Source organism: Pseudomonas sp. EA_5y_Pfl2_R50 (genome assembly GCF_963970475.1).
GTDB lineage: Bacteria > Pseudomonadota > Gammaproteobacteria > Pseudomonadales > Pseudomonadaceae > Aquipseudomonas.
Window position 1 is genome coordinate 310,394 of sequence record NZ_CAXAPT010000004.1, and the last position, 21,580, is coordinate 331,973.

Below are 21,580 nucleotides of genomic sequence, written 5' to 3' on the forward strand. Positions count from 1 at the left end.
GCAGGTGAGATTTCGGCAGTCACTTCGAGGCGCAGCACCGCTCAGGTATTGCGTCTACTGGCTCTGACAAAGGTGACCGAGTATGGATGATCACGGACGTAGCCCTTCTTCCAACCAGCCAATCCTTTATGTACTCGATACCAACGTATTGATTCACGATCCAAACGCCCTGCTGAATTTCGAAGAACACCACGTCGCCATCCCGATGACGGTGCTTGAAGAACTGGACAAGCTCAAGAGCGGGCATCACAGCGTTGCGGCCGAATGCCGTCAGGCTATCCGCCTGATCGACAAGACCTTGGGCGATGCCTCTCCCGAAGATGTCGAGCTGGGCGTGCCGATCCAGCGCGGCAAGGGCGGGCCAAAAGGCTTGCTGTCAATTCTGATGAGCAAGCAGGCCGAATCGAACCTGATTCTGCCCGAGCACCTGAACGACAACAAAATCATCAACCAACTGATCGACCTGCACACCCGCGACCCGAAAAAACCGGTGGTGCTGGTCACCAAAGACATCAACATGCGCCTCAAGGCGCGCGCTTGCGGCATCGATGCCGAGGATTACAGCACCGACCAACTGGTCGATGACGTGTCCTTGCTGCCCAACGGCTATCACAACATGACCGGCTCCTTCTGGGACCGCGTGAGCAAGGTCGACACCCGTCAGGACCACGGTCGCACCTGGCATCAGGTGCAACTGATCGACAATTTGCCGGCCGTTCACATCAACGAATTCATCATTGACGAACAGGGCTTCGTCGGCTGGATCAAGGAGATCGACGAGGCCAAGCTGCTGATCCTTGACCTGCATCAGGAGCCGCTGTTGCACCAGGAGGCGTGGGGGCTGAAACCGCGCGACATCTATCAGAGCCTGGCGCTGTACGCGCTGCTGGACCCGGACATCCATCTGGTCAACCTGTCGGGTGCGGCAGGCTCCGGTAAAACCATTCTGGCGCTGGCCGCTGCCATCGAGCAGACCATGGTCAGCAAACGTTACCGTCGCATTATTGCCACCCGCAGCGTGCAGGGTCTGGATCAGGAAATCGGCTTCCTGCCCGGCACCGAAGCGGAAAAAATGGAGCCTTGGCTGGGCGCCATCACCGACAACCTCGAAGCCTTGCACATGGATGACGAAAACACCCATGGCAGCGTCGATTACATCCTCAGCAAAGTGCCATTGCAGTTCAAATCGCTCAACTATATTCGCGGTCGCAGCTTCCAGCAGAGCCTGATCCTGATCGACGAATGCCAGAACCTCACGCCGCACCAGATGAAAACCATCATCACCCGGGCCGGCGCCGGTTCGAAAGTGGTGTGCCTGGGCAACCTCGCACAGATCGATACCCCTTACCTGTCCGCGACCAGCTCCGGGCTGACGTACCTGACCGAACGCTTCAAGGATTTCCCCAACGGTGTGCACATCACCCTGCAAGGGGTGCCTCGCTCGATTCTGGCTGAATACGCAGAGTCTCACCTCTAGAGGAGCAGCTCCAAGCCGCAAGCTGCAAGTGATCCGAGTGAACTTCACTTGCCGCTTGAAGCTTGCGGCTTTCGGCTGTTTAAATGCGAGCTTTCCTGACGCCGGCCTACCGCGCTTTAACTTGCCGCTTGTAGCTTGCCGCTCGCAGCTGCCTCAAGGAGGCCCTCGTGCTGACTCATCTCGATTCCCAAGGTCGCGCCAACATGGTCGACGTCACCGAAAAAGCCGTGACGTTCCGTGAAGCGACGGCTCAAGCGCTGGTGCGCATGCTCCCTGAAACCCTGCAGATGATCGTCAGCGGCGGCCATCCCAAGGGTGACGTGTTTGCCGTGGCGCGCATTGCCGGCATCCAGGCGGCGAAAAAAACCAGCGATCTGATTCCCTTGTGCCACCCGCTGATGCTTACCGGCGTCAAGGTCGAACTCAGTGCCGATAGCGACGACACCGTGCGTATCGTCGCTCGCTGCAAATTGTCCGGGCAGACCGGCGTCGAGATGGAAGCGCTGACCGCCGCCAGCGTCGCCGCCCTGACCATCTACGACATGTGCAAAGCCGTTGATCGCGGCATGACCATCGAAAGCGTGCGTCTGCTGGAGAAGGTCGGCGGCAAGAGCGGGCACTTTCAGGCGGAGCAGCCATGAACCTGACCGTGAAGTTTTTTGCCCGCTACCGTGAAGCGCTGGGTGTGGACTCGGTAAGGGTTGAAGGCGACTTCGCCACCGTTGATGACGTGCGCGCTTTGCTGGCAAAACGCGACGGTGCTGAAGTCCTGAGCGAGCAGAACCTGATGTGTGCGCGCAACGAAGACCTTTGCCAACTTGACGAGCCGGTGGTCGATGGCGATGAAGTGGCGTTTTTCCCTACCGTGACCGGAGGCTGAGCCATGGCGATTCGCGTGCAGGCCACGCCGTTCGATCCGGGCGCTGAAGTCAACGCGATGCACGCGGCCAATGTCGGCGTCGGTGCGGTGGTGAGTTTTGTCGGCTACGTGCGTGACTTCAACGACGGACTGGATGTGGCGGGGATGTTCCTTGAGCACTATCCGGGCATGACCGAAAAAGCCCTCGGCAAGATCGCCATCGAAGCAGAGCAGCGCTGGCCACTGTTGAAGCTGGAAGTGCTGCACCGTATCGGCGCCCTCGAACCGGGCGAACCCATTGTGTTTGTCGGCGCCGCCAGCGCCCATCGCCAGGCCGCATTCGATGCCTGCGCCTTCGTCATGGACTATCTGAAAACCCGCGCGCCGTTCTGGAAGAAGGAAAACACCAGCGACGGGCCGCGTTGGGTAGAAGGGCGGGACAGTGATCATGCGGCTGCGGATCGCTGGAAACAGTAAGTCCATCAGTGCCCTTCGGTAAGCCTTCGCGAGCAAGCCCGCTCCCACACTGGATCTGTGTCGTTCACACATCCAGTGTGGGAGCGGGCTTGCTCGCGAAGGGGCCATTGGCAACACAAAAATCCTCGCAGCCCTCACTTTTCTCCAATTGACGATTTGTACGTTCGAGTCCAGTATGGATTTACAAGTACAAAAAATGCTTCAATCTTGCCGCTCAGAGCCACCCGCTAGCAGCTGCTCTTCTTCATCTTGCCAAACCAACAACAACCCGCGAGAGAACGAACATGAAGAAACTCCCCCTCATCACCGGTCTGGCCTTCAGCCTGTTGGCGTGCGCCAGCGTGTTTGCCGCCGAGAAAGCCCTGCGCATCGGTATCGAGGCTGCTTATCCACCCTTCGCCTCGAAAACCGACAAGGGCGAGATCGTTGGTTTCGACTACGACATCGGCAACGCCTTGTGTGCGCAGATGAAGGTCAAGTGCGTGTGGGTCGAGGGCGAGTTTGACGGTCTGATTCCTTCGCTGAAAGTGAAGAAGATCGACATGGCGCTGTCGTCGATGACCATCAACGAAGATCGCAAGAAGTCGGTGGATTTCACCCACAAGTATTACTTCACGTCGTCGCGCCTGGTGATGAAGGACGGCGCGACCGTCGATGACCAGTACGCCAGCCTCAAGGGCAAGAATGTCGGTGTGCAGCGCGCAACCACCACTGACCGTTTTGCCACCGAGGTGTTTGAACCCAAGGGCATCAACGTCAAGCGCTACAGCAACAACGAAGAGATCTACATGGACCTGGCGGCGGGGCGCCTCGATGCGATCTTTGCCGACACCATTCCGTTGAATGACTTTCTGTCGATGCCGCGCGGCAAGGGTTATGCGTTTGTCGGGCCTGAGCTGAAAGACCCGAAATACGTCGGTGAGGGTGCGGGGATTGCGGTACGCAAGGGCAATACCGAACTGGTCAGCCAGTTGAATGGCGCCATTGATGGCATTCGCGCGAGTGGCGAGTACCAGAAGATTTCCGAGAAGTATTTCAAGTCCGATATCTACGGCGACTAATAGTCCGTCATCGCTAGCAGGCTAGCTCCCACAAGGGATTTGTGAACACCACAGATCCAATTGTGGGAGCCCGCCTGCTGGCGGTGGGGCCAGATCAATCACCGCCAATCTCAGCCCTTCATTTCCTTCAAGTGCTTGTACACCGTCGCCCGCCCCATGTTCAGCACACTGGCCACATAGTTCGAGGCGCTCTTGCCCTTGAACGCACCCTCGGCGTGCAGCGCCAGCACCAACTCGCGTTTGTGATCGCGGGTCAGCACACTCAGGCTCAGTTGCCGCTCGCGCAGCCAGGCGTGGAGGAAGGTATTGATGCGTTCCTGCCAGTCATCGCGAAACAGTGAGTCTGGCTGCGGAATCAGTTTGCTCGGCGACAGGAACAGATCCAGTGCAGCCTTGGCATTCTCGAACAGCGAAATATTCAGGTTGATGCACAGCACCGCCAGCGGCAGGCCTTCGCTGTCCCGCAGGACGCTGCTCAGGCTGCGAATCTTCTGACCGTCCCAGTTGAGCTTTTCGTATGGGCCGATATTCCTGTCGCTGACATCGTCGCTGAGCATGTCTTCCAGCGACGAGTCGTCACCGATCTCGCGTTTGGACAGGTTGTTGGCGATGTAATCGACCTTCTGAGTACGCAGATCGTGCAGCACCACTTCGGCGTGGGGAAAGAACAGCGTAGCGATGGCATCGGCGATGGCGCGGAAGTTATCCAGGGCCGGGTCGAATTCAGGGGCGGTCATGACAGTGGAACTCCAGGCAGCGTCAACGCCTCCGTGATCAGGAGGCGCTGCGAGTGTGCCGCAATCCGTTGGGCGCGTCATCCGGATGGACGATCAGGCGAGGCGTGCAGGGGAGAGCATGGCGCTGTCCAGACCGAACTGCTGCAAGTGTTCGGGCAGTGGCTGGCCGCGCACCAGTGCTGCACTGGCCTGGCCCATGGCTGGCGACGTCTGGATGCCGTAGCCACCCTGCGCGGCGACCCAGAACAGTCCTGGCACCTGCGCATCGAAGCCGCTGAGCAAATCACCGTCGGCGACAAAACTGCGCAGACCGGCCCAGGTGCGGGTCGGACGGCGGATAGTCAGCGTGGTGGCTTCTTCGATCTGGTAGATGCCCATGGCGATGTCGAGTTCTTCCGGCTGCACGTCGTGGGGTTCGACCGGATCGGCGTTGGCCGGCGAGCCGAGGAACATGCCGGCGTCGGGCTTCATGTAGAACGATTCGTCGAGGCTGACCAGCATAGGCCAGTGATGAATGTCGACCCCTTCGGGGCCGGCGAAGATAAAGGCGGCGCGGCGTTTCGGTTGCAGGCCCAGCGGTTTGGCGCCAGCCAGTGCGCCGACCTTGTCAGCCCAGGCGCCAGCGGCGTTGATGATCACTGGCGCGCTGAAGGTCTGGCCGTTGGTCTGGACCTGCCAGAGGCCCTCGGTGTCTCGGCTCAGGCCGAGCACTTCGCAGTCGGTGTGGACTTCGCCATTGTTGCGACGGATGCCACGCAAATACCCTTGATGCAAGGCATCGGTATCGATGTCGCTGGCGCTCGGGTCGTAGATTGCGCCGTGGACTTTTTCCCGGCGCAGGATTGGCAGCCGCGCGCAGGCTTCGTCGGCGCTGAGCCGTTGCATGGCCGGCACGGTGGCTTTGGCGCTGAGGTATTGGTTGTTCAGTTCGGCTTCGTCACCGCTGAAGTCCACGGTCATTTCGCCGCGTGGGGTCAGCAGCGGGTGTTCGCAGAAACCGGCCGGCGGGTTATCAAAAAACGCTCGGCTGGCCTGGGTCAGCGCGCGCACTTGTGGCGTGCCGTAGGCGGCGGTGAACAGCGCCGCAGAACGCCCGGTGGAGTGATAGGCCGGATGGGATTCGCGTTCGAGCACGATCACTTTGCCGTGGGGCGACAGCCAGAAACCGGTGGAAGCGCCGGCAATCCCGCCGCCGATGATGATGAAATCTGCCTGGCTCATGAAGGTCTCCAGTGATGATGCAATATCAAGGCGTTCGCTCCCACAGGGGATTTTTGGTGTCAGTGGGTCAGGTGATAAATCGCATTGGCCAGGGCAATGTCTTCCAGACCCAGGCCGATAGAGCGGAAGAACACGTGACGGTCGTAATCCGGTCGCTGCACTTTTTCGCTGAGCAGATCAGCAAGGTCGCCGATGATCGAATCCTTGCTCCAGCCATGCCGTTCGCCGGCGATCAACATCTCACCGGCCGAGCCGGGCGTGGTCAGACGATAGTCGCAGAACACCTGCATGTCGTTGAGGCTCTGCGGCGGCACTTCGTGGGCGCGTGGGGCGTTGGTGCTGATCGAGGTGATCAGCGCCGGTTTGCTCAACGCGGCTGGATCAATCACCGGCCCGGCTGACGAGGTGCAAAGCATGATCACGTCAGCCTCGGTGAGGGCGGCTTCACGGGTGTCAGCAATCTTCAGCTCGGGCGTAATGGCTTTCAACAGTGCCCGGGTTTGAATGTCGGCGGACAGGCTGGGCGAATACAGGCTGATGCTCTGCCAGTCACGCAGCGACTTCACGTAATGCAAGTGCGCCTGGGCAACCTTGCCGCTGCCGATGATCGCCAGTCGCTGGGCATTCGCGGGAGCGAGGGCGTCGACCGCCACGGCGGTGGTTGCGGCAGTGCGCGCGGTGGTCAGTTCGCCGGCATCGCACAGCAATAGCGGCTGACCGGTTTTCATCGACATCAGCAGCGTCCACGCCGTCACCAGCGGGCCTTGTTCGCCAACAATGTACGGCGAAGTCTTGACCCCGTAGACGCCATCCTCGGCCAGCACCCCCAGATAGTTGATGAAGTCACCGGCGCCCTGTGGAAATTCCACCCACTGCTGCGGCGGTTGCACGGCATTACCCGCCGCGAGGTCGCGAAACAGCTTGCGCAAGATCTGCGGCACATCGAGGCGGGCCAACAGCTCACGGGCCTGGGCTTGGTCGATCATGTAGGGGGTGCTGGACATGTCAGGCTCCGGAGACGAAAACTAAACTTGTTTGTCCATTATGGACTTTTAGTTTTGTCGGGCAAGCGTCTGTTGGAATCCGCGCGAAAAAAAAGCGCAGTCCGTTGCCGGCTGCGCTTTTCTGGTTGGCGTCGCTTACTGCGGACGTTTGCGCTCAACCGCACGCAACAGGTGCGTCGGTGGCGTTTCGCAACTGATCTTGCGACCGAGCTTCTCTTCGATGGACGGCAACTGATAGGAGTCGTCCTCGCCGGCGAAGCTGATCGACACGCCATCGGCGCCAGCACGACCGGTACGGCCGATGCGGTGTACGTAATCGTCCGGGACTTCCGGCAGGGTGAAGTTGATCACGTGGCTGATGCCGTCGATATGAATGCCGCGACCGGCAACATCGGTAGCCACCAACACGCGAATCTTGCCTTCGCGGAAACCTTCGAGGGTCTTGATGCGCTTGTGCTGCGGCACATCGCCGGACAGTTGCGCGGCATTGATGCCGTCGCGCACCAAGCGTTCTTCGATGCGGCGCACTTCGTCCTTGCGATTGGCAAACACGATCACCCGTTCCCAGCCGTTATCGTTGACCAGGTTGTAGAGCAGTTTGTATTTGTCGGCACCGGCCACCGCATAGATGTGCTGTTCGACGTTTTCGTTGGCGACGTTGGTGACCTCGATTTCAACGATGGCCGGGTCAGTGGTCCACTGCTTGGCGAGGTTCATCACGTCTTCGGTGAAGGTCGCGGAGAACAGCAGGGTCTGGCGCTCGGACTTCGGCGGGGTCTGACGGATGATCTGGCGCACTTGCGGGATGAAACCCATGTCGAGCATGCGGTCGGCTTCGTCCAGCACCATCACTTCGACCATGTCCAGATGCACGTCGCCGCGCTGGTTGAAGTCGAGCAGACGGCCCGGGGTCGCCACGAGAATGTCGCAGTGGCGCGCTTCGAGGTGCTTGAGTTGTTTGTCGAAGTCCATGCCGCCGACAAACGTCATGACGTTGAGGCCGGTGTACTTGGTCAGGTCGGCCGCGTCCTTGGCGATCTGCACCACCAGCTCGCGGGTTGGGGCGATGATCAGCGCCCGGGGTTCACCCATGTAGCGTTCTTTCGGCGGCGGCGTTTGCAGCAGTTGGGTGATGATCGAGATCAGGAACGCGGCAGTCTTGCCGGTGCCGGTTTGTGCGCGGCCAATGGCGTCTTTGCCGGCGAGGGTGAAACCCAGCACCTGTGCCTGGATTGGCGTGCAATACGGGAAACCCAGATCCTGGATGGCGTGCATCAGTTCCGCAGACAACTTGAAATCGTGAAAGCGGGTTTTGCCTTCCTGAGGCTCGACGACGAAATCTTCGAGTTTCCACGGGATGACCGGAGCCTTGGGCTTCGGTTCACGACGCGGTTTCGAAGGTTTCGGCGCCTCATTGCGAACCGGCTCGGCGGCGATGGGTGCGGCAGGTGCCGGTTTTGGCTGCGGTGTCGGTGCGGCTATGGGAGCGGGGCGGTCGGCCTGAGGAGCATCGTTGCGATGACCGGGGGCGTGCGACGGCGCACTGGGAACTGGCGCGAGCTGCTCAGCCTCGCTTTTACCGAACATTTTCTTGAGTGCTTTGAGCACGGTCATCTCATCAATTGATTAAGGAATGTACGCCGGCCAGTGTAATGCAAGAAACGGGCGCGGCGTAGTAGGAGGGATCAATGGGGGCTTGCGAGGCGATGGTTTACCGCAGGCGTTCGCTCAGCCAGACACCAATGTCGCGAATTTCCTCGGGTAACACTTCGTGTTCCATTGGGTATTCCTGCCATGTCACGGTGACACCATGCTTCACCAAATGCTCATAGGCGCTGCGTCCCATCGAGTTCTGCACCACGCCATCGAACTGGCCGTGCAGGCATAGCGCGGGGATTCGCTGCTGACTGGCTGACAGCTCCATCTCGTCACTGAATGTCGGCGCATATGTCGACAGCGCCAACACGCCACCCAGAGGCCCCTGCCATTTCACAAATGCGGTGTGCAATACCACCGCGCCGCCTTGGGAAAATCCGGCGAGGAAAATTCGCGAGGCGTCTATTCCGCTGCTGCGCTCGTTTTCGATCAATTCGATGATGCGATCCGCTGACGCTTCCAACTGGTCACGGTCAATCGCCCGCGCCGGGCTCATGGCTTTGATGTCGTACCAGCTCGGCATGGCATATCCGCCATTTATCGTCACTGGCAGGGTGGGCGCCTGTGGCAGCACGAAGCGCGTGCTCAGCAAGCTCTCCTGCAACGCCTCGGCCACCGGCAGGAAGTCGTAGCGGTCGGCGCCGAGGCCGTGCAGCCAGATCACGCAGGCGTCTGCGGGCTTAACAGGCTGAAGAATCAAGGGCTCGGTCATGTCTGCTCCAAATATGTGCGGGCGCTCTCAATGAGTGCGTGATTCGAGTGCGCGCCCGGTTGATCCGTTAAGAAGATGTCGCAAGGTTACAAGTTTTGCTATTGACCTGTCGCCAAATCCAATCGGCGAGCGGTGTGGTACGGGCTTTGCTTTGGAAGGTTCTGTACCAAGCGTCCCACGCGTTGCGGTAACACTATCAGTGTACGAGCCGCGACGGGATTGCAAAGAATCCGGTGATGGATGTTCGCCAATGGCCGCTACGGGCTCAGCGAACGTGAAAGGGCTACAGCCCGTTCGGCCGATTGGTGAGAAGTGAGTTGTCCATGATGTGGATTTTCTCCTACTAGACTCATAGCGAAGGTCTTACGTCGGTTGACCCCAAAAAAAGCCAACACGGGTCAACAACGCCTCAAAAGGGTGCGACTGGACTCAAGCTCCGACACAACAAGAGCAAAACTGGAGGTTTGAATGAAGATGTTGAAATCCACGCTGGCGATCGTAACTGCAGCAACAGTACTCGGCGTCAGCGGGTTCGCTCAGGCGGGTGCAACCCTGGATGCCGTGCAGAAAAAAGGTTTCGTGCAATGTGGCGTGAGCGACGGGCTGCCGGGCTTCTCGGTACCGGACGCGACCGGCAAGATTCTCGGGATCGACGCTGACTTCTGCCGTGCTGTGGCCGCTGCCGTATTCGGCGACGCGACCAAGGTCAAGTTCAGCCAGTTGAACGCCAAGGAGCGCTTCACCGCGCTGCAATCCGGCGAAATCGACATCCTGTCGCGCAACACCACCATGACCAGTTCGCGTGACGCGGGCATGGGCCTGAAATTCCCGGGCTTCATCACCTATTACGACGGCATCGGCTTCCTGGTTAACAACAAGCTAGGCGTGAAAAGTGCCAAAGAGCTGGACGGTGCAACCATCTGCATCCAGGCCGGTACCACCACCGAGCTGAACGTTTCCGATTACTTCCGTGGCAACGGTCTGAAGTACACCCCGATCACTTTCGATACCTCCGATGAAAGCGCCAAGTCGCTGGAATCCGGTCGTTGCGACGTGCTGACCTCCGACAAGTCCCAACTGTTCGCCCAGCGCAGCAAGCTGGCTTCGCCGAAGGACTACGTGGTACTGCCGGAAACCATTTCCAAAGAACCACTGGGCCCGGTCGTGCGTAACGGCGACGACGAGTGGCTGGCCATCGTCCGCTGGGTTGGCTACGCGATGCTCAACGCTGAAGAGGCCGGCATCACTTCGAAGAACGTCGAAGCTGAAGCCAAGTCGACCAAGAACCCGGATGTCGCCCGTATGCTCGGCGCTGACGGCGAGTACGGCAAAGACCTGAAACTGCCGAAGGACTGGGTTGTGCAGATCGTCAAACAAGTCGGCAACTACGGCGAAATCTTCGAGAAAAACCTCGGCAAGAACACTCCGCTGGAAATCGACCGTGGCCTGAACGCCCTGTGGAACAACGGCGGCATTCAGTACGCACCACCAGTGCGCTAATGGTTCTATCACCCGGCGGGCCAACCGCCGGGTGATGTTCTTGTTCCATTTTTTCCGGGGCACTTCATGCAAAATTCAATCGGCGCACCAAAGCAGAGGCTCAGCCTCAGCGATCCACGAGTGCGTGCGTGGCTATTCCAGATCATCACCGTTGTGGCGGTGGTCTCGCTGGGCTGGTACTTGTTCGACAACACGCAAACCAACCTTGAGCACCGGGGCATTACCTCCGGTTTCGGCTTTCTGGAGCGCAGTGCCGGGTTCGGCATCGCTCAACACCTGATCGACTACACCGAAGCGGACAGCTATGCCCGCGTCTTTGTCATCGGTCTGCTCAACACCTTGTTGGTGACAGTGATCGGCGTGGTTCTGGCGACGATTCTCGGGTTCATCATCGGCGTGGCGCGGCTGTCGCAGAACTGGATCATCAGCAAACTGGCGACGGTGTATGTGGAAGTGTTCCGCAACATTCCGCCGCTGCTGCAAATCCTGTTCTGGTACTTCGCGGTGTTCCTGACCATGCCGGGGCCGCGCAACAGCCATAACTTCGGCGACTCCTTCTTCGTCAGCAGCCGTGGCCTGAACATGCCGGCCGCGTTGGCCGCCGACGGTTTCTGGGCGTTCGTGATCAGCATCGTGGTGGCCATCGTCGGCATCGTGCTGATGTGCCGCTGGGCCAACAAACGCTTTGAAGAAACCGGCGTGCCGTTCCACAAATTCTGGGTAGGGCTGGCGATTGTGCTGGTGATCCCGACCTTGTGCGCACTTGTCTTCGGCGCTCCGCTGCATTGGGAAATGCCCGAGCTCAAAGGCTTCAACTTTGTCGGTGGCTGGGTGCTGATTCCGGAACTGCTTGCCCTGACCCTGGCCCTGACCGTGTACACCGCGGCGTTTATCGCCGAGATCGTGCGTTCGGGGATCAAGTCGGTCAGCCACGGCCAGACCGAAGCGGCCCGTTCCCTGGGCCTGCGCAACGGCCCGACCCTGCGCAAGGTGATCATTCCGCAAGCCCTGCGCGTGATCATTCCGCCGCTGACCAGCCAATACCTCAATCTGGCGAAAAACTCTTCGCTGGCCGCCGGTATCGGTTACCCGGAAATGGTTTCGCTGTTCGCCGGTACCGTGCTCAACCAGACCGGTCAGGCCATCGAAGTCATTGCCATCACCATGAGCGTGTACCTGGCGATCAGTATCAGCATTTCCCTGCTGATGAACTGGTACAACAAGCGCATTGCGCTGATCGAGCGGTGAGGAAACGCGCATGACATCCCATACTTTCAAACCTGATATGCCCCCACCGAACAGCAGCATCGGCGTGGTGGCGTGGATGCGCGCGAACATGTTTTCCAGCTGGCTCAACACCCTGCTGACCCTGTTTGCGTTCTACCTGATTTACCTGGTCGTGCCTCCGATCATCAGTTGGGCGATCCTCGATGCCAACTGGGTCGGCACCACCCGCGCCGACTGCACCAAGGACGGCGCCTGCTGGGTGTTCATCCAGCAGCGTTTTGGCCAGTTCATGTACGGTTACTACCCGACGGACCTGCGCTGGCGCGTCGATCTGACCGTGTGGCTGGCGGTCATCGGCGTGGCGCCTCTGTTCATCTCGCGCTTCCCGCGTAAAGCGGTGTACGGGCTGGGCTTCCTGGTGCTGTACCCGATCATTGCCTTCATTCTGCTGCACGGCGGTTTCGGCCTGACCAATGTGGCGACCAGCCAGTGGGGCGGCCTGATGCTGACCCTGGTGATCGCTACCGTCGGTATCGCCGGCGCTCTGCCGCTGGGGATTGTGCTGGCGCTGGGTCGTCGTTCGAACATGCCGGCGATTCGTGTGGTCTGCGTGACTTTCATCGAGTTCTGGCGCGGCGTGCCGTTGATCACGGTGCTGTTCATGTCCTCGGTGATGCTGCCGCTGTTCCTGCCGGAAGGCATGAACTTCGACAAGCTGCTGCGGGCGCTGATCGGCGTGATCCTGTTCCAGTCGGCGTATGTGGCCGAAGTGGTGCGCGGCGGTCTGCAGGCGATCCCCAAAGGTCAGTACGAAGCGGCCGCAGCGATGGGCCTCGGTTACTGGCGTTCGATGGGCCTGGTGATTCTGCCGCAAGCCCTGAAGCTGGTGATCCCCGGCATCGTCAATACCTTCATTGCGCTGTTCAAGGACACCAGTCTGGTGATCATCATCGGCCTCTTTGACCTGCTCAACAGCGTCAAGCAAGCCGCTGCCGATCCGAAGTGGCTGGGCATGGCCACCGAAGGCTACGTGTTCGCCGCCCTGGTGTTCTGGATTTTCTGTTTTGGTATGTCGCGCTATTCCATGCATCTGGAACGCAAGCTCGACACTGGCCACAAGCGTTAGGAGTTCTCTGTAAATGAGCGAAGCAAACAAAAAGCCAGTGGGCCCGGAAGGCATTATTCAGATGCAGGGCGTCAACAAGTGGTACGGCCAGTTCCACGTGCTGAAAGACATCAACCTCAACGTCAAACAGGGCGAGCGTATCGTCCTGTGCGGTCCGTCGGGTTCGGGTAAATCGACGACGATTCGTTGCCTCAATCGCCTGGAGGAACACCAGCAGGGCCGCATCGTCGTCGACGGTGTGGAGCTGACCAACGACCTCAAGCAGATCGAAGCGATCCGCCGCGAAGTCGGCATGGTGTTTCAGCACTTCAACCTGTTCCCGCACCTGACCATTCTGCAGAACTGCACCCTGGCACCAATGTGGGTACGCAAGATGCCCAAGCGCAAGGCCGAGGAAATTGCCATGCATTATCTGGAGCGCGTGCGCATTCCAGAGCAGGCGCACAAGTATCCGGGGCAACTGTCCGGCGGTCAGCAACAGCGTGTGGCGATTGCCCGCGCCCTGTGCATGAAACCGAAAATCATGCTGTTTGACGAACCGACTTCGGCACTCGACCCGGAGATGGTGAAGGAAGTGCTCGACACCATGATCGGTCTCGCTGAAGACGGCATGACCATGCTCTGCGTAACCCACGAAATGGGCTTTGCCCGCACCGTGGCCAACCGCGTGATCTTCATGGACAAAGGCGAAATCGTTGAACAGGCAGCGCCGAACGACTTCTTCGATAATCCGCAGAATGATCGGACCAAGTTGTTCCTGAGTCAGATTTTGCATTGATTGCTACATGGCATTGAAATAAACCCGGATTGATTTCCGGGTTTATTTTGTCTGGATTCAGGAGGTCAGCGCGGGCTCCTGTTCAGGGTGGCGATCCAGCAGCCGCATCAGCGTGAGCAGCGGTTGAGGTGGAGCAAGCTCGCCCCGCTCATAGCGTGAAAAAGCATTGTGCCCACCACCCGACAACCATCTCACAGCGTTCCTGTGTGTGAGATGGAGCTTAAGTCGGATGCGCTTCATCTCGGCGCCAATAAGCCGAAGTGAGTCTTCGAGCAATCGGTCGCCGGCATCCACGTAACGTTCGGCGCTGTGGGTGTCCTTGTCAAAAACGATCTCACCGCAAACCCTGCACTCCCAATCAATCGAAAATCCCGTTCCATGTTTCTCCTATTGACCCTGGGTGGTTGCCGTCCTACATGGGTCTGACTAACATGTCAGAAAATTCATCCTATGATTGGATGAGAGGGCGAATCCTGTGTCTGAAATTTTTCCACTGATTAAGCGGTCCCTGGTCGATCAGGCTCTGGATCAACTCCGCCAGCGCATCAACAGCGGTGCCTGGAAAGTCGGCGAGCGCTTGCCGACCGAGCCTGAGTTGTGTGCCGAGTTGGGCATCAGCCGCAATACCGTGCGCGAAGCCATGCGCGTGCTGGCGTTTTCGGGGTTGATCGAGATCCGCCAGGGCGACGGCAGTTATTTGCGTGCGGTGGTTGACCCGATGGACACGCTCAAGGCGCTGTCCCGTTGCTCGCTGGATCAGGCCCGGGAAACCCGGCACATCCTTGAGGTCGAGGCCATCGGCCTGGCAGCGTTACGCCGTACCGACGAGGATCTCGTCGCGTTACGTGAAGCGCTCGGCACCAGCGGCAGCCATTATCACGGCGACCTCGACACCTATATCAGCTGCGATCTGGTGTTCCATCGCCGTCTGGTCGACGCCGCGCACAACCCGACCCTCAGCGAGCTCTATCGCTATTTTTCCAGCATCGTCGGCGCGCAATTGCGCCAGACCCTGAACATCGTCCCGCGCCGTCAGGAAGTGTTCGACCTGCACATCGAACTGCTCGATGCGGTCGAGCAACGCGACCCGGAGCGGGCCAAAGCCATATCGAGACAGTTGATCAATGAACCCTGAAACCGAAAAGTCCATGTCCCGCAGTGAGTTATCCACCGCCCCCAAACGCACGACAGAACTTGAAGAGTTGCTGATCGACGCCGAAGCCGATGACGAACAGGTGCAGCAAAGCCATCCGCTGGTAAAACGACCCTGGCTGTTGTTGTCAGGCCTGATTCTGGTAGCGCTGAACCTGCGTCCGGCGCTGTCGAGCATGGCGCCGTTGCTCAGCGACGTATCGAAAAGCCTTGGCTTGTCGGCCGCTCAGGCGGGGTTGCTGACTACATTGCCGGTGTTGTGCCTCGGTCTGTTCGCGCCGCTGGCACCGATTCTGGCGCGCCGCTTCGGTGCCGAGCGGGTGGTCTTGGGGATATTGCTGACACTGGCGGGCGGCATCATCCTGCGCAGTAATTTCGGCGAGATTGGCCTGTTTGCCGGCAGCGTGCTGGGGGGCGCGAGCATCGGTATCGTCGGCGTTTTGCTGCCCGGCATCGTCAAACGCGACTTCGCCAAACATGCCGGGACCATGACGGGCGTCTACACCATGGCGCTGTGTCTGGGCGCAGCGATGGCGGCGGGTTCCAGCGTGCCGTTGAGCGAGTATTTCGGCGACAGCTGGGCGATGGGCCTGGGCTTCTGGGTGATTCCGGCGCTGGCGGCGGCGGTGTTCTGGCTGCCGCAAGTCGGGCAAAAACACGGCGCGCATAACGTCGCCTATCGCGTGCGCGGTCTGTTACGTGACCCGTTGGCCTGGCAGGTGACCTTGTACATGGGCCTGCAATCGTCACTGGCGTACATCGTGTTCGGCTGGTTGCCGTCGATCCTGATTGGTCGTGGGCTGACGCCAACTCAGGCCGGTCTGGTGCTGTCCGGCTCGGTGATCATTCAACTGGCCAGCTCTCTGGCTGCACCGTGGCTGGCGACCCGTGGCAAGGATCAGCGGCTGGCGATTGTGGTGGTCATGGCGCTGACCCTTGGCGGCCTGTTCGGTTGCCTGTATGCGCCGATCGAAGGCCTGTGGGGGTGGGCGATTCTGCTGGGACTGGGGCAGGGCGGTACGTTCAGCCTGGCGCTGACCCTGATCGTGCTGCGTTCGCGGGATTCGCACGTGGCGGCGAACCTGTCGAGCATGTCCCAGGGCTTCGGTTACACCCTCGCGTCCATGGGGCCGTTCGCGGTGGGTGTGGTGCACGACTGGACCGGCGGCTGGAATGCCGTAGGCTGGATCTTCGCCATTATTGGCACCGGCGCGATCATTGCCGGCCTCGGTGCCGGGCGCGCACTCTACGTCCAAGTACAAAGCGAAAGGATCTGAATGCACTGATTTTAAATGTGGGTGACTGGTATTCGTTGTGCGAATGCCGATAGTGTTTCCCCGCATTGCAGATTATCGTGCTGGCACTCTGTACCTATTTTGGAGTTTGCCCATGAGCGAAGCCCACGCCGCGTTGATCACCCGCTTCTACCAGGCCTTTCAGCGCCTGGATGCCGAGGCCATGGCGGCCTGCTACACCGATGACGTGGTGTTCAGCGATCCAGCCTTCGGCGAATTGCGCGGGCGCGATGCCGGCGACATGTGGCGGATGCTCACCACCCGGGCCAAAGACTTTTCACTGACCTTCGACCACGTCCGCGCCGACGAGCGCAGCGGCGGCGCACATTGGGTCGCGACTTACCTGTTCAGCCAGACCGGCAACGTCGTGGTCAATGATATCCAGGCGCGCTTCGTGTTCCGTGATGGCAAGATCTGCGAGCACCACGATCATTTCGATCTGTGGCGCTGGTCGCGTCAGGCCCTCGGTTTCAAAGGCCTGCTGCTGGGCTGGACGCCACTGGTGCGCAACGCCGTGCGGGCGCAGGCGTTGAAGGGACTGAAGGCATTTCAGGCCGGTCGCTGATAAGATCGCCGTTTGTTTCCTGCACGTCCTGATCCCGAATTGACCAGCCTCAGCGAAAAAACTGTCGATGTCGCCGAACCGGTGAGCAAATCCTGGTTCGTCTATCTCGTTCGCGCGGCCAACGGTTCGTTGTACTGCGGGATCAGTGACGATCCCGTGCGCCGTTTCGCCAAGCATCAAAGCGGTAAAGGCGCGCGGTTCTTCCTCTCCAGCCCGGCAATGGCGCTGGTCTATACCGAACTGTGCCGCGACAAGAGCGATGCGCTGCGCCAGGAACGGCTGATCAAAAAACTCAAGAAGAGCGCCAAGGAATGTCTGGTGGCGTCTTATCAATCTGACTGATGGGTTCCCATCAGGCAGATCTGTAGGCTGCTAAGCAAATGCACGCTAAGCTGCTGGCTCACTATCTGAGCGGCGGAGCCGAGCATGTCCGAGTTGATTCTGCACCATTACCCGACCTCCCCATTTGCCGAGAAGGCCCGCCTGCTGCTGGGTTTCAAAGGCCTGTCGTGGCGCTCGGTGCACATTTCGCCGGTGATGCCCAAGCCTGACCTGACGGCCCTGACCGGTGGCTACCGGAAAACCCCGGTGCTGCAGATCGGCGCGGATATTTATTGCGACACCGCCTTGATCGCTCGTCGTCTGGAGCAGGAAAAAGCGTTGCCGGCGTTCTTTCCGGAAGGCCTGGAAATGATCACCGCGAGTTTTGCGACGTGGGTGGATTCGGTGGTGTTTCAGCACGCCGTGAGCCTGGTCTTCCAGCCGGAATCGGTGGCGGTGCGTTTCGGCAAGTTGCCGCCGGAAGCGATCAAGGCGTTTCTCGCCGACCGTGCCGGGTTGTTCAGTGGGGGGAGCGCGACCCGCTTGTCGGCCGAGCAGGCCAAGCACCAGTGGCCGACGATCATGGCGCGTCTGGAGCAGCAGTTGCAGCGCGAGCAGGGCGACTTCCTGTTTGGGGAACCGTCGATTGCCGACTTCGCGCTGGCGCATCCGCTGTGGTTCCTCAAGGCCACTCACGTTACGGCGCCGCTGGTGGACGAGTATCCGGCGGTTTCAGCGTGGCTGAGTCGAGTGCTGGGCTTTGGTCATGGTGCGGCGAGCGAGATGACCTCGGAAGAGGCGCTTGAGGTTGCGCGCAACGCGACACCGGCGGCGTTGCCGGATGAGCCGTTCATTGACCCGAATGGCTTCAAGGCCGGGCAGCACGTGGCGATCTCGGCAACGGATTACGGGGTTGATCCGGTGGTGGGTGAGTTGGTGTTTGCCGGCAGCGAAGAGTTGATCATTCGTCGCGAAGACGAGCGCGGCGGCGTGGTGCATGTGCATTTCCCGCGCTTTGGGTTCCGCATCGAAGCCCGCTGAAATTTCAAGACGGCTACGAACCCTGTGGGAGCGAGCAGGCTCGCTCCCACAATGACTACTTCAGGGCTGCGAGGATCTCGTCCGGGTCAAACCCGCGAATCAACGTGCCATTCACGTCGATCAGCGGAATCCCGCGTCCACCCAGTGCCTCATAGGCCTTGCGTGCCTCGGCATCCTTCTCGATGTCGAACTCCTTGAACGCAATTCCCTTGCTGTCGAGAAAACGCTTGGTCTGCTTGCAGTAGCCGCACCAGTCGGTGGCGTAGAGCACGACGTTGGCCTGTGCCCGCGTCTGCTCCGAGACCATTTGCGACGGGTTGAACAGCCGCTCGACCTTGCCCCAGTTCTGATAGACCACCACGACGAGCAGTACCAGCAGAACCTTCTTCAGCACATTGCCGAGCATCAGTTGCGACGCTTCAACTGATCCGTGAGCGACGTTGGCAGACCCTTGATCACCAGGGTGCCAGCCTCTTCGTCGTACTCGATCTTCGAGCCCAGCAGGTGCGCCTCGAAGCTGATCGACAGGCCTTCGGCACGGCCGGTGAAACGCCGGAATTGATTGAGGGTGCGCTTGTCCGCCGGAATCTCTGGCGACAGGCCGTAGTCCTTGTTGCGGATGTGGTCGTAGAAGGCTTTCGGGCGTTCTTCGTCGATCAGCTCCGACAACTCTTCCAGGCCCATCGGTTCGCCGAGTTTGGCCTGGCTGTTGGCGTAATCGACCAGCGTTTTGGTTTTCTCGCGGGCGGAATCTTCCGGCAGGTCTTCACTTTCGACGAAGTCGCTGAAGGCCTTGAGCAGGGTGCGGGTCTCGCCCGGGCCGTCGACGCCTTCCTGGCAGCCGATGAAGTCGCGGAAGTATTCCGAGACCTTTTTGCCGTTCTTGCCTTTGATGAACGAAATGTACTGCTTGGACTGCTTGTTGTTCTGCCACTCGGAGACGTTGATCCGCGCCGCGAGGTGCAACTGGCCGAGGTCGAGGTGGCGCGACGGGGTCACGTCCAGCTCATCGGTCACCGCCACGCCTTCACTGTGATGCAGCAGGGCGATGGCGAGGTAGTCGGTCATGCCTTGCTGGTAGTGGGCGAACAGCACGTGGCCACCCACCGACAGGTTCGATTCTTCCATCAGTTTCTGCAGATGCTCGACCGCGATCCTGCTGAACGCTGCGAAGTCCTTGCCGCCCTCCATGTATTCCTTCAGCCAGCCGCTGAACGGGAACGCGCCGGATTCCGGATGGAACAGACCCCAGGCTTTGCCCTGTTTGGCGTTATAGCTTTCGTTGAGGTCGGCGAGCATGTTCTCGATGGCTGCAGACTCAGACAGTTCCGTGTCGCGGGCGTGCAGAACTGCGGGTGTGCCGTCGGGTTTTTTGTCGATCAGGTGGACGATGCAATGACGGATCGGCATGGGCTTCTCGGCTGGTGGATGGGAGGAGGGCGGGCTCCCCCGAAAAAGCGCTAAGTGTACCGCAACCATTGGTTTTGGCGCGGGTTGTAGGGCAAAAGCGGGGCGCACGACCGGGCTTATGCGGTTTTTTACTGGTTTAGTGCAATAAACCTGACCAAATGGGTAGCTAGAGGCGGATATTTCCCCGTCTCTGTGCTAGTTTTGCCCGGTCTTACGCGAAGTCACTGCGTTAAGCGTGCATTCAGCATTTGTCAGGTCGAACCAAACCCTGATTTCGGCATCTATAACCCGACTCGTCGTGGTTATCGCCGAGGGTGCCAGATCCAGAAGATCGGGCTCGATGGCTGACACTGCACTCTGCAATCCATATGAATTTGATAGGGAAGGAACACTACATGGCTCTTACTAAAGACCAACTGATCGCCGACATCGCTGAAGCTATCGACGCGCCGAAAACCACCGCGCGTAACGCTCTGGACCAACTGGGCCAGATCGTTGCTGATCAGCTGGAAAACGGCGGCGAAATCACCTTGCCAGGTATCGGCAAGCTGAAAGTGACCGAGCGTCCTGCCCGCACCGGCCGTAACCCTTCGACTGGCGCTGCCATCGAAATCCCTGCAAAGAAAGTGATCAAGCTGGTTGTGGCAAAAGGCCTGACCGACGCTGTGAACAAGTAAGACGCAGCGATAAAAAAACCGTGCACCGGAGTGATCCGGGCACGGTTTTTTTGTGCCCGCTTTTTACAGGCACCAAAAATCAAATGTGGGAGCGGGCTTGCTCGCGAAAGCGGTTTATCAGTCGACATTGACGTTGACTGAAACACTGCCTTCGCGAGCAAGCCCGCTCCCGCGCGTAAGTCAGTGTTAGCGAACCCAGCGCTCGCGACGCCAGATCTGCTGCTCCGACTTGGTCTGGAAAGTCCACGCCACGAAACGGCTTTGCTTCTGACCTTGCGACATTTCCACGACCTGGCTTTCCAGCACACCCGCTTTTTTCAGCGCGGTTTCGATGGCGGGCAGGTTCGAGGCTTTCGACACCAGGGTGCTGAACCACAACACTTTGTGCTGGAAATTCGCGCTCTCGGCGATCAGTTGTGTCACGAATCGCGCTTCACCGCCTTCGCACCACAGTTCCGCCGACTGGCCGCCGAAGTTCAGTACCGGCAGCTTGCGTTTCGGGTCGGCCTTGCCCAGTGCGCGCCATTTGCGCTCGCTGCCTTTGGTCGCCTCTTCCATCGAAGCGTGGAACGGCGGGTTGCACATGGTCAGGTCAAAGCGTTCGCCAGGCTCCAGCAAGCCGATCAGGATGTGTTTGCGGTTTTCCTGCTGGCGCAGCTGGATGACCTTGTTCAGGTCATTGGACTGAACGATGGCCCGGGCGGCAGCCACGGCCGTCGGATCGATTTCCGAACCGAGGAAGTGCCAGCGGTATTCGCTGTTGCCGATCAGCGGATAAACGCAGTTGGCGCCCATGCCGATGTCCAGCACATTGACAATCGCGCCACGCGGGACCTTGCCATCGTTCATGCTGGCCAGCAGGTCGGCGAGGAAGTGCACATAATCGGCTCGGCCAGGAACCGGCGGGCAGAGGTAATCTGCCGGAATGTCCCAATGCTGAATGCCGTAGAACGCCTTGAGCAGCGCCCGGTTGAATACGCGCACCGCGTCCGGACTGGCGAAGTCGATGCTTTCCTTGCCATACGGATTGGTGATCACGAACTTCGCCAGTTCTGGCGTGGTCTTGATCAGCGCCGGGAAGTCATAACGACCCTGATGGCGATTGCGCGGATGCAGGCTGGCCTTTTCACGCGGTGCAACGGCTTTGGCCGGGTTCGCGGGCACAGGCTTTTTGCGCGCAGGTTTGGGTGTGCGGGGGGCGTTCATGGGCGTGGTCGATTCGGGTATGGCTGAAAGTGGCGGGTATTGTCCCACATCCAGCCGCTGCGAACTCAATATCAGCAT

Annotated in this window: 23 protein-coding genes and 1 pseudogene; 15 read left to right on the plus strand and 9 right to left on the minus strand. The window is 59.6% G+C overall.

Annotation, left to right across the window (positions count from 1 at the left end; genetic code table 11):
• Positions 1 to 82 precede the first annotated feature (82 nt).
• From AACY19_RS09365 to AACY19_RS09385, 5 genes are all read left to right on the plus strand, one after another.
• A complete protein-coding gene (locus tag AACY19_RS09365) occupies positions 83 to 1,477 on the plus strand; it encodes a PhoH family protein (RefSeq protein ID WP_007914309.1) in 1,395 nt (464 codons plus the stop codon).
• 167 nt (positions 1,478 to 1,644) lie between these two features.
• A complete protein-coding gene (gene moaC, locus AACY19_RS09370; protein ID WP_339449971.1) occupies positions 1,645 to 2,118 on the plus strand; it encodes a cyclic pyranopterin monophosphate synthase MoaC in 474 nt (157 codons plus the stop codon).
• The gene (moaD, locus tag AACY19_RS09375; RefSeq protein ID WP_339449972.1) at positions 2,115 to 2,357 is read left to right on the plus strand and encodes a molybdopterin converting factor subunit 1; all 243 of its coding nucleotides are present in this window, start codon (positions 2,115 to 2,117) and stop codon (positions 2,355 to 2,357) included. The genes moaC and moaD overlap by 4 nt, the downstream gene beginning before the upstream one ends.
• Positions 2,358 to 2,360: 3 nt before the next feature.
• Complete coding sequence (gene moaE, locus AACY19_RS09380) at positions 2,361 to 2,813, plus strand: molybdopterin synthase catalytic subunit MoaE (protein WP_339449973.1); 453 nt, start codon at positions 2,361 to 2,363, stop codon at positions 2,811 to 2,813.
• A gap of 284 nt (positions 2,814 to 3,097) precedes the next feature.
• On the plus strand, positions 3,098 to 3,874 hold the full coding sequence (locus tag AACY19_RS09385; RefSeq protein ID WP_339449974.1) for an ABC transporter substrate-binding protein: 777 nt from the start codon (positions 3,098 to 3,100) through the stop codon (positions 3,872 to 3,874).
• A gap of 110 nt (positions 3,875 to 3,984) precedes the next feature.
• Here the strand turns inward: AACY19_RS09385 and AACY19_RS09390 are convergent, their stop codons facing one another.
• The 5 genes from AACY19_RS09390 to AACY19_RS09410 form a co-directional block, all read right to left on the minus strand.
• Positions 3,985 to 4,611 carry a helix-turn-helix transcriptional regulator gene (locus tag AACY19_RS09390; protein WP_339449975.1) on the minus strand — a complete coding sequence of 209 codons (627 nt, stop codon included), beginning with the start codon at positions 4,609 to 4,611 and terminating at the stop codon, positions 3,985 to 3,987.
• Positions 4,612 to 4,704: 93 nt separating this feature from the next.
• Positions 4,705 to 5,832: an NAD(P)/FAD-dependent oxidoreductase gene (locus AACY19_RS09395; protein WP_339449976.1), complete on the minus strand. Its 1,128-nt coding sequence runs from the start codon at positions 5,830 to 5,832 to the stop codon at positions 4,705 to 4,707.
• A 59-nt stretch (positions 5,833 to 5,891) separates the two neighbouring features.
• Positions 5,892 to 6,836 (minus strand): ornithine cyclodeaminase family protein, encoded by a 945-nt coding sequence (locus AACY19_RS09400; RefSeq protein ID WP_339449977.1) that lies wholly within the window; start codon positions 6,834 to 6,836, stop codon positions 5,892 to 5,894.
• Positions 6,837 to 6,971: 135 nt separating this feature from the next.
• Positions 6,972 to 8,450, minus strand: coding sequence for an ATP-dependent RNA helicase RhlB (gene rhlB, locus AACY19_RS09405; RefSeq protein WP_339449978.1), 1,479 nt, complete (start codon positions 8,448 to 8,450; stop codon positions 6,972 to 6,974).
• A 97-nt stretch (positions 8,451 to 8,547) separates the two neighbouring features.
• Positions 8,548 to 9,204, minus strand: coding sequence for an alpha/beta hydrolase (locus AACY19_RS09410; protein ID WP_339449979.1), 657 nt, complete (start codon positions 9,202 to 9,204; stop codon positions 8,548 to 8,550).
• Between the two features lie 468 nt (positions 9,205 to 9,672).
• Here AACY19_RS09410 and AACY19_RS09415 point away from each other — a divergent pair, with 468 nt between their 5' ends.
• From AACY19_RS09415 to AACY19_RS09430, 4 genes are all read left to right on the plus strand, one after another.
• Positions 9,673 to 10,704, plus strand: coding sequence for an amino acid ABC transporter substrate-binding protein (locus AACY19_RS09415; protein WP_339449980.1), 1,032 nt, complete (start codon positions 9,673 to 9,675; stop codon positions 10,702 to 10,704).
• 66 nt (positions 10,705 to 10,770) lie between these two features.
• Positions 10,771 to 11,952, plus strand: a complete 1,182-nt coding sequence (locus AACY19_RS09420) for an amino acid ABC transporter permease (RefSeq protein ID WP_339449981.1) — start codon at positions 10,771 to 10,773, stop codon at positions 11,950 to 11,952.
• Positions 11,953 to 11,962: 10 nt separating this feature from the next.
• Positions 11,963 to 13,057, plus strand: coding sequence for an amino acid ABC transporter permease (locus tag AACY19_RS09425; RefSeq protein ID WP_339449982.1), 1,095 nt, complete (start codon positions 11,963 to 11,965; stop codon positions 13,055 to 13,057).
• 13 nt (positions 13,058 to 13,070) lie between these two features.
• Positions 13,071 to 13,835, plus strand: coding sequence for an amino acid ABC transporter ATP-binding protein (locus AACY19_RS09430; protein ID WP_339449983.1), 765 nt, complete (start codon positions 13,071 to 13,073; stop codon positions 13,833 to 13,835).
• 84 nt (positions 13,836 to 13,919) lie between these two features.
• Here AACY19_RS09430 and AACY19_RS09435 read toward each other — a convergent pair.
• Positions 13,920 to 14,192: pseudogene (locus AACY19_RS09435) on the minus strand (type II TA system antitoxin MqsA family protein); the annotation flags it as partial.
• Positions 14,193 to 14,310: 118 nt separating this feature from the next.
• Between AACY19_RS09435 and AACY19_RS09440 the strand changes: the two are divergent.
• The 5 genes from AACY19_RS09440 to AACY19_RS09460 all read left to right on the plus strand — a co-directional run bounded on the left by AACY19_RS09440 (position 14,311) and on the right by AACY19_RS09460 (position 18,209).
• Complete coding sequence (locus tag AACY19_RS09440) at positions 14,311 to 14,970, plus strand: FadR/GntR family transcriptional regulator (protein WP_339449984.1); 660 nt, start codon at positions 14,311 to 14,313, stop codon at positions 14,968 to 14,970.
• Entirely contained in the window at positions 14,960 to 16,264 is a 1,305-nt protein-coding gene (locus AACY19_RS09445; RefSeq protein ID WP_339449985.1) for a CynX/NimT family MFS transporter, read from the plus strand. The genes AACY19_RS09440 and AACY19_RS09445 overlap by 11 nt, the downstream gene beginning before the upstream one ends.
• A gap of 112 nt (positions 16,265 to 16,376) precedes the next feature.
• Positions 16,377 to 16,847 carry a nuclear transport factor 2 family protein gene (locus AACY19_RS09450; RefSeq protein ID WP_339449986.1) on the plus strand — a complete coding sequence of 157 codons (471 nt, stop codon included), beginning with the start codon at positions 16,377 to 16,379 and terminating at the stop codon, positions 16,845 to 16,847.
• Between the two features lie 39 nt (positions 16,848 to 16,886).
• The gene (locus AACY19_RS09455) at positions 16,887 to 17,189 is read left to right on the plus strand and encodes a GIY-YIG nuclease family protein (protein ID WP_339449987.1); all 303 of its coding nucleotides are present in this window, start codon (positions 16,887 to 16,889) and stop codon (positions 17,187 to 17,189) included.
• Positions 17,190 to 17,273: 84 nt separating this feature from the next.
• Complete coding sequence (locus AACY19_RS09460) at positions 17,274 to 18,209, plus strand: glutathione S-transferase family protein (RefSeq protein ID WP_339449988.1); 936 nt, start codon at positions 17,274 to 17,276, stop codon at positions 18,207 to 18,209.
• A gap of 55 nt (positions 18,210 to 18,264) precedes the next feature.
• Here the strand turns inward: AACY19_RS09460 and AACY19_RS09465 are convergent, their stop codons facing one another.
• Positions 18,265 to 18,615 carry a glutaredoxin family protein gene (locus AACY19_RS09465; RefSeq protein WP_339449989.1) on the minus strand — a complete coding sequence of 117 codons (351 nt, stop codon included), beginning with the start codon at positions 18,613 to 18,615 and terminating at the stop codon, positions 18,265 to 18,267.
• Positions 18,615 to 19,619 carry a nucleoid-associated protein YejK gene (gene yejK, locus AACY19_RS09470; RefSeq protein ID WP_339449990.1) on the minus strand — a complete coding sequence of 335 codons (1,005 nt, stop codon included), beginning with the start codon at positions 19,617 to 19,619 and terminating at the stop codon, positions 18,615 to 18,617. The genes AACY19_RS09465 and yejK overlap by 1 nt, the downstream gene beginning before the upstream one ends.
• Before the next feature lie 395 nt (positions 19,620 to 20,014).
• Between yejK and AACY19_RS09475 the strand changes: the two genes are divergently transcribed.
• On the plus strand, positions 20,015 to 20,296 hold the full coding sequence (locus AACY19_RS09475) for an HU family DNA-binding protein (protein ID WP_003221909.1): 282 nt from the start codon (positions 20,015 to 20,017) through the stop codon (positions 20,294 to 20,296).
• A 186-nt stretch (positions 20,297 to 20,482) separates the two neighbouring features.
• Here the strand turns inward: AACY19_RS09475 and rlmF are convergent, their stop codons facing one another.
• The gene (gene rlmF / locus AACY19_RS09480; protein ID WP_339449991.1) at positions 20,483 to 21,502 is read right to left on the minus strand and encodes a 23S rRNA (adenine(1618)-N(6))-methyltransferase RlmF; all 1,020 of its coding nucleotides are present in this window, start codon (positions 21,500 to 21,502) and stop codon (positions 20,483 to 20,485) included.
• Positions 21,503 to 21,580 lie beyond the last annotated feature (78 nt).

What these genes read in the sequence shown, in the direction of transcription:
- AACY19_RS09415 (WP_339449980.1), top strand. Translation starts at nt 9,673, where the DNA reads ATGAAGATGTTGAAATCCACGCTGGCGATCGTAACTGCAGCAACAGTA.
- AACY19_RS09450 (WP_339449986.1), top strand. Translation starts at nt 16,377, where the DNA reads ATGAGCGAAGCCCACGCCGCGTTGATCACCCGCTTCTACCAGGCCTTT.
- yejK (WP_339449990.1), bottom strand. Translation starts at nt 19,619, where the DNA reads ATGCCGATCCGTCATTGCATCGTCCACCTGATCGACAAAAAACCCGAC.
- AACY19_RS09475 (WP_003221909.1), top strand. Translation starts at nt 20,015, where the DNA reads ATGGCTCTTACTAAAGACCAACTGATCGCCGACATCGCTGAAGCTATC.
- AACY19_RS09395 (WP_339449976.1), bottom strand. Translation starts at nt 5,832, where the DNA reads ATGAGCCAGGCAGATTTCATCATCATCGGCGGCGGGATTGCCGGCGCT.
- AACY19_RS09460 (WP_339449988.1), top strand. Translation starts at nt 17,274, where the DNA reads ATGTCCGAGTTGATTCTGCACCATTACCCGACCTCCCCATTTGCCGAG.
- AACY19_RS09425 (WP_339449982.1), top strand. Translation starts at nt 11,963, where the DNA reads ATGACATCCCATACTTTCAAACCTGATATGCCCCCACCGAACAGCAGC.
- rlmF (WP_339449991.1), bottom strand. Translation starts at nt 21,502, where the DNA reads ATGAACGCCCCCCGCACACCCAAACCTGCGCGCAAAAAGCCTGTGCCC.
- rhlB (WP_339449978.1), bottom strand. Translation starts at nt 8,450, where the DNA reads ATGACCGTGCTCAAAGCACTCAAGAAAATGTTCGGTAAAAGCGAGGCT.
- moaD (WP_339449972.1), top strand. Translation starts at nt 2,115, where the DNA reads ATGAACCTGACCGTGAAGTTTTTTGCCCGCTACCGTGAAGCGCTGGGT.
- AACY19_RS09420 (WP_339449981.1), top strand. Translation starts at nt 10,771, where the DNA reads ATGCAAAATTCAATCGGCGCACCAAAGCAGAGGCTCAGCCTCAGCGAT.
- AACY19_RS09465 (WP_339449989.1), bottom strand. Translation starts at nt 18,615, where the DNA reads ATGCTCGGCAATGTGCTGAAGAAGGTTCTGCTGGTACTGCTCGTCGTG.
- AACY19_RS09430 (WP_339449983.1), top strand. Translation starts at nt 13,071, where the DNA reads ATGAGCGAAGCAAACAAAAAGCCAGTGGGCCCGGAAGGCATTATTCAG.
- AACY19_RS09385 (WP_339449974.1), top strand. Translation starts at nt 3,098, where the DNA reads ATGAAGAAACTCCCCCTCATCACCGGTCTGGCCTTCAGCCTGTTGGCG.
- AACY19_RS09410 (WP_339449979.1), bottom strand. Translation starts at nt 9,204, where the DNA reads ATGACCGAGCCCTTGATTCTTCAGCCTGTTAAGCCCGCAGACGCCTGC.
- AACY19_RS09445 (WP_339449985.1), top strand. Translation starts at nt 14,960, where the DNA reads ATGAACCCTGAAACCGAAAAGTCCATGTCCCGCAGTGAGTTATCCACC.
- AACY19_RS09390 (WP_339449975.1), bottom strand. Translation starts at nt 4,611, where the DNA reads ATGACCGCCCCTGAATTCGACCCGGCCCTGGATAACTTCCGCGCCATC.
- moaE (WP_339449973.1), top strand. Translation starts at nt 2,361, where the DNA reads ATGGCGATTCGCGTGCAGGCCACGCCGTTCGATCCGGGCGCTGAAGTC.
- AACY19_RS09365 (WP_007914309.1), top strand. Translation starts at nt 83, where the DNA reads ATGGATGATCACGGACGTAGCCCTTCTTCCAACCAGCCAATCCTTTAT.
- AACY19_RS09400 (WP_339449977.1), bottom strand. Translation starts at nt 6,836, where the DNA reads ATGTCCAGCACCCCCTACATGATCGACCAAGCCCAGGCCCGTGAGCTG.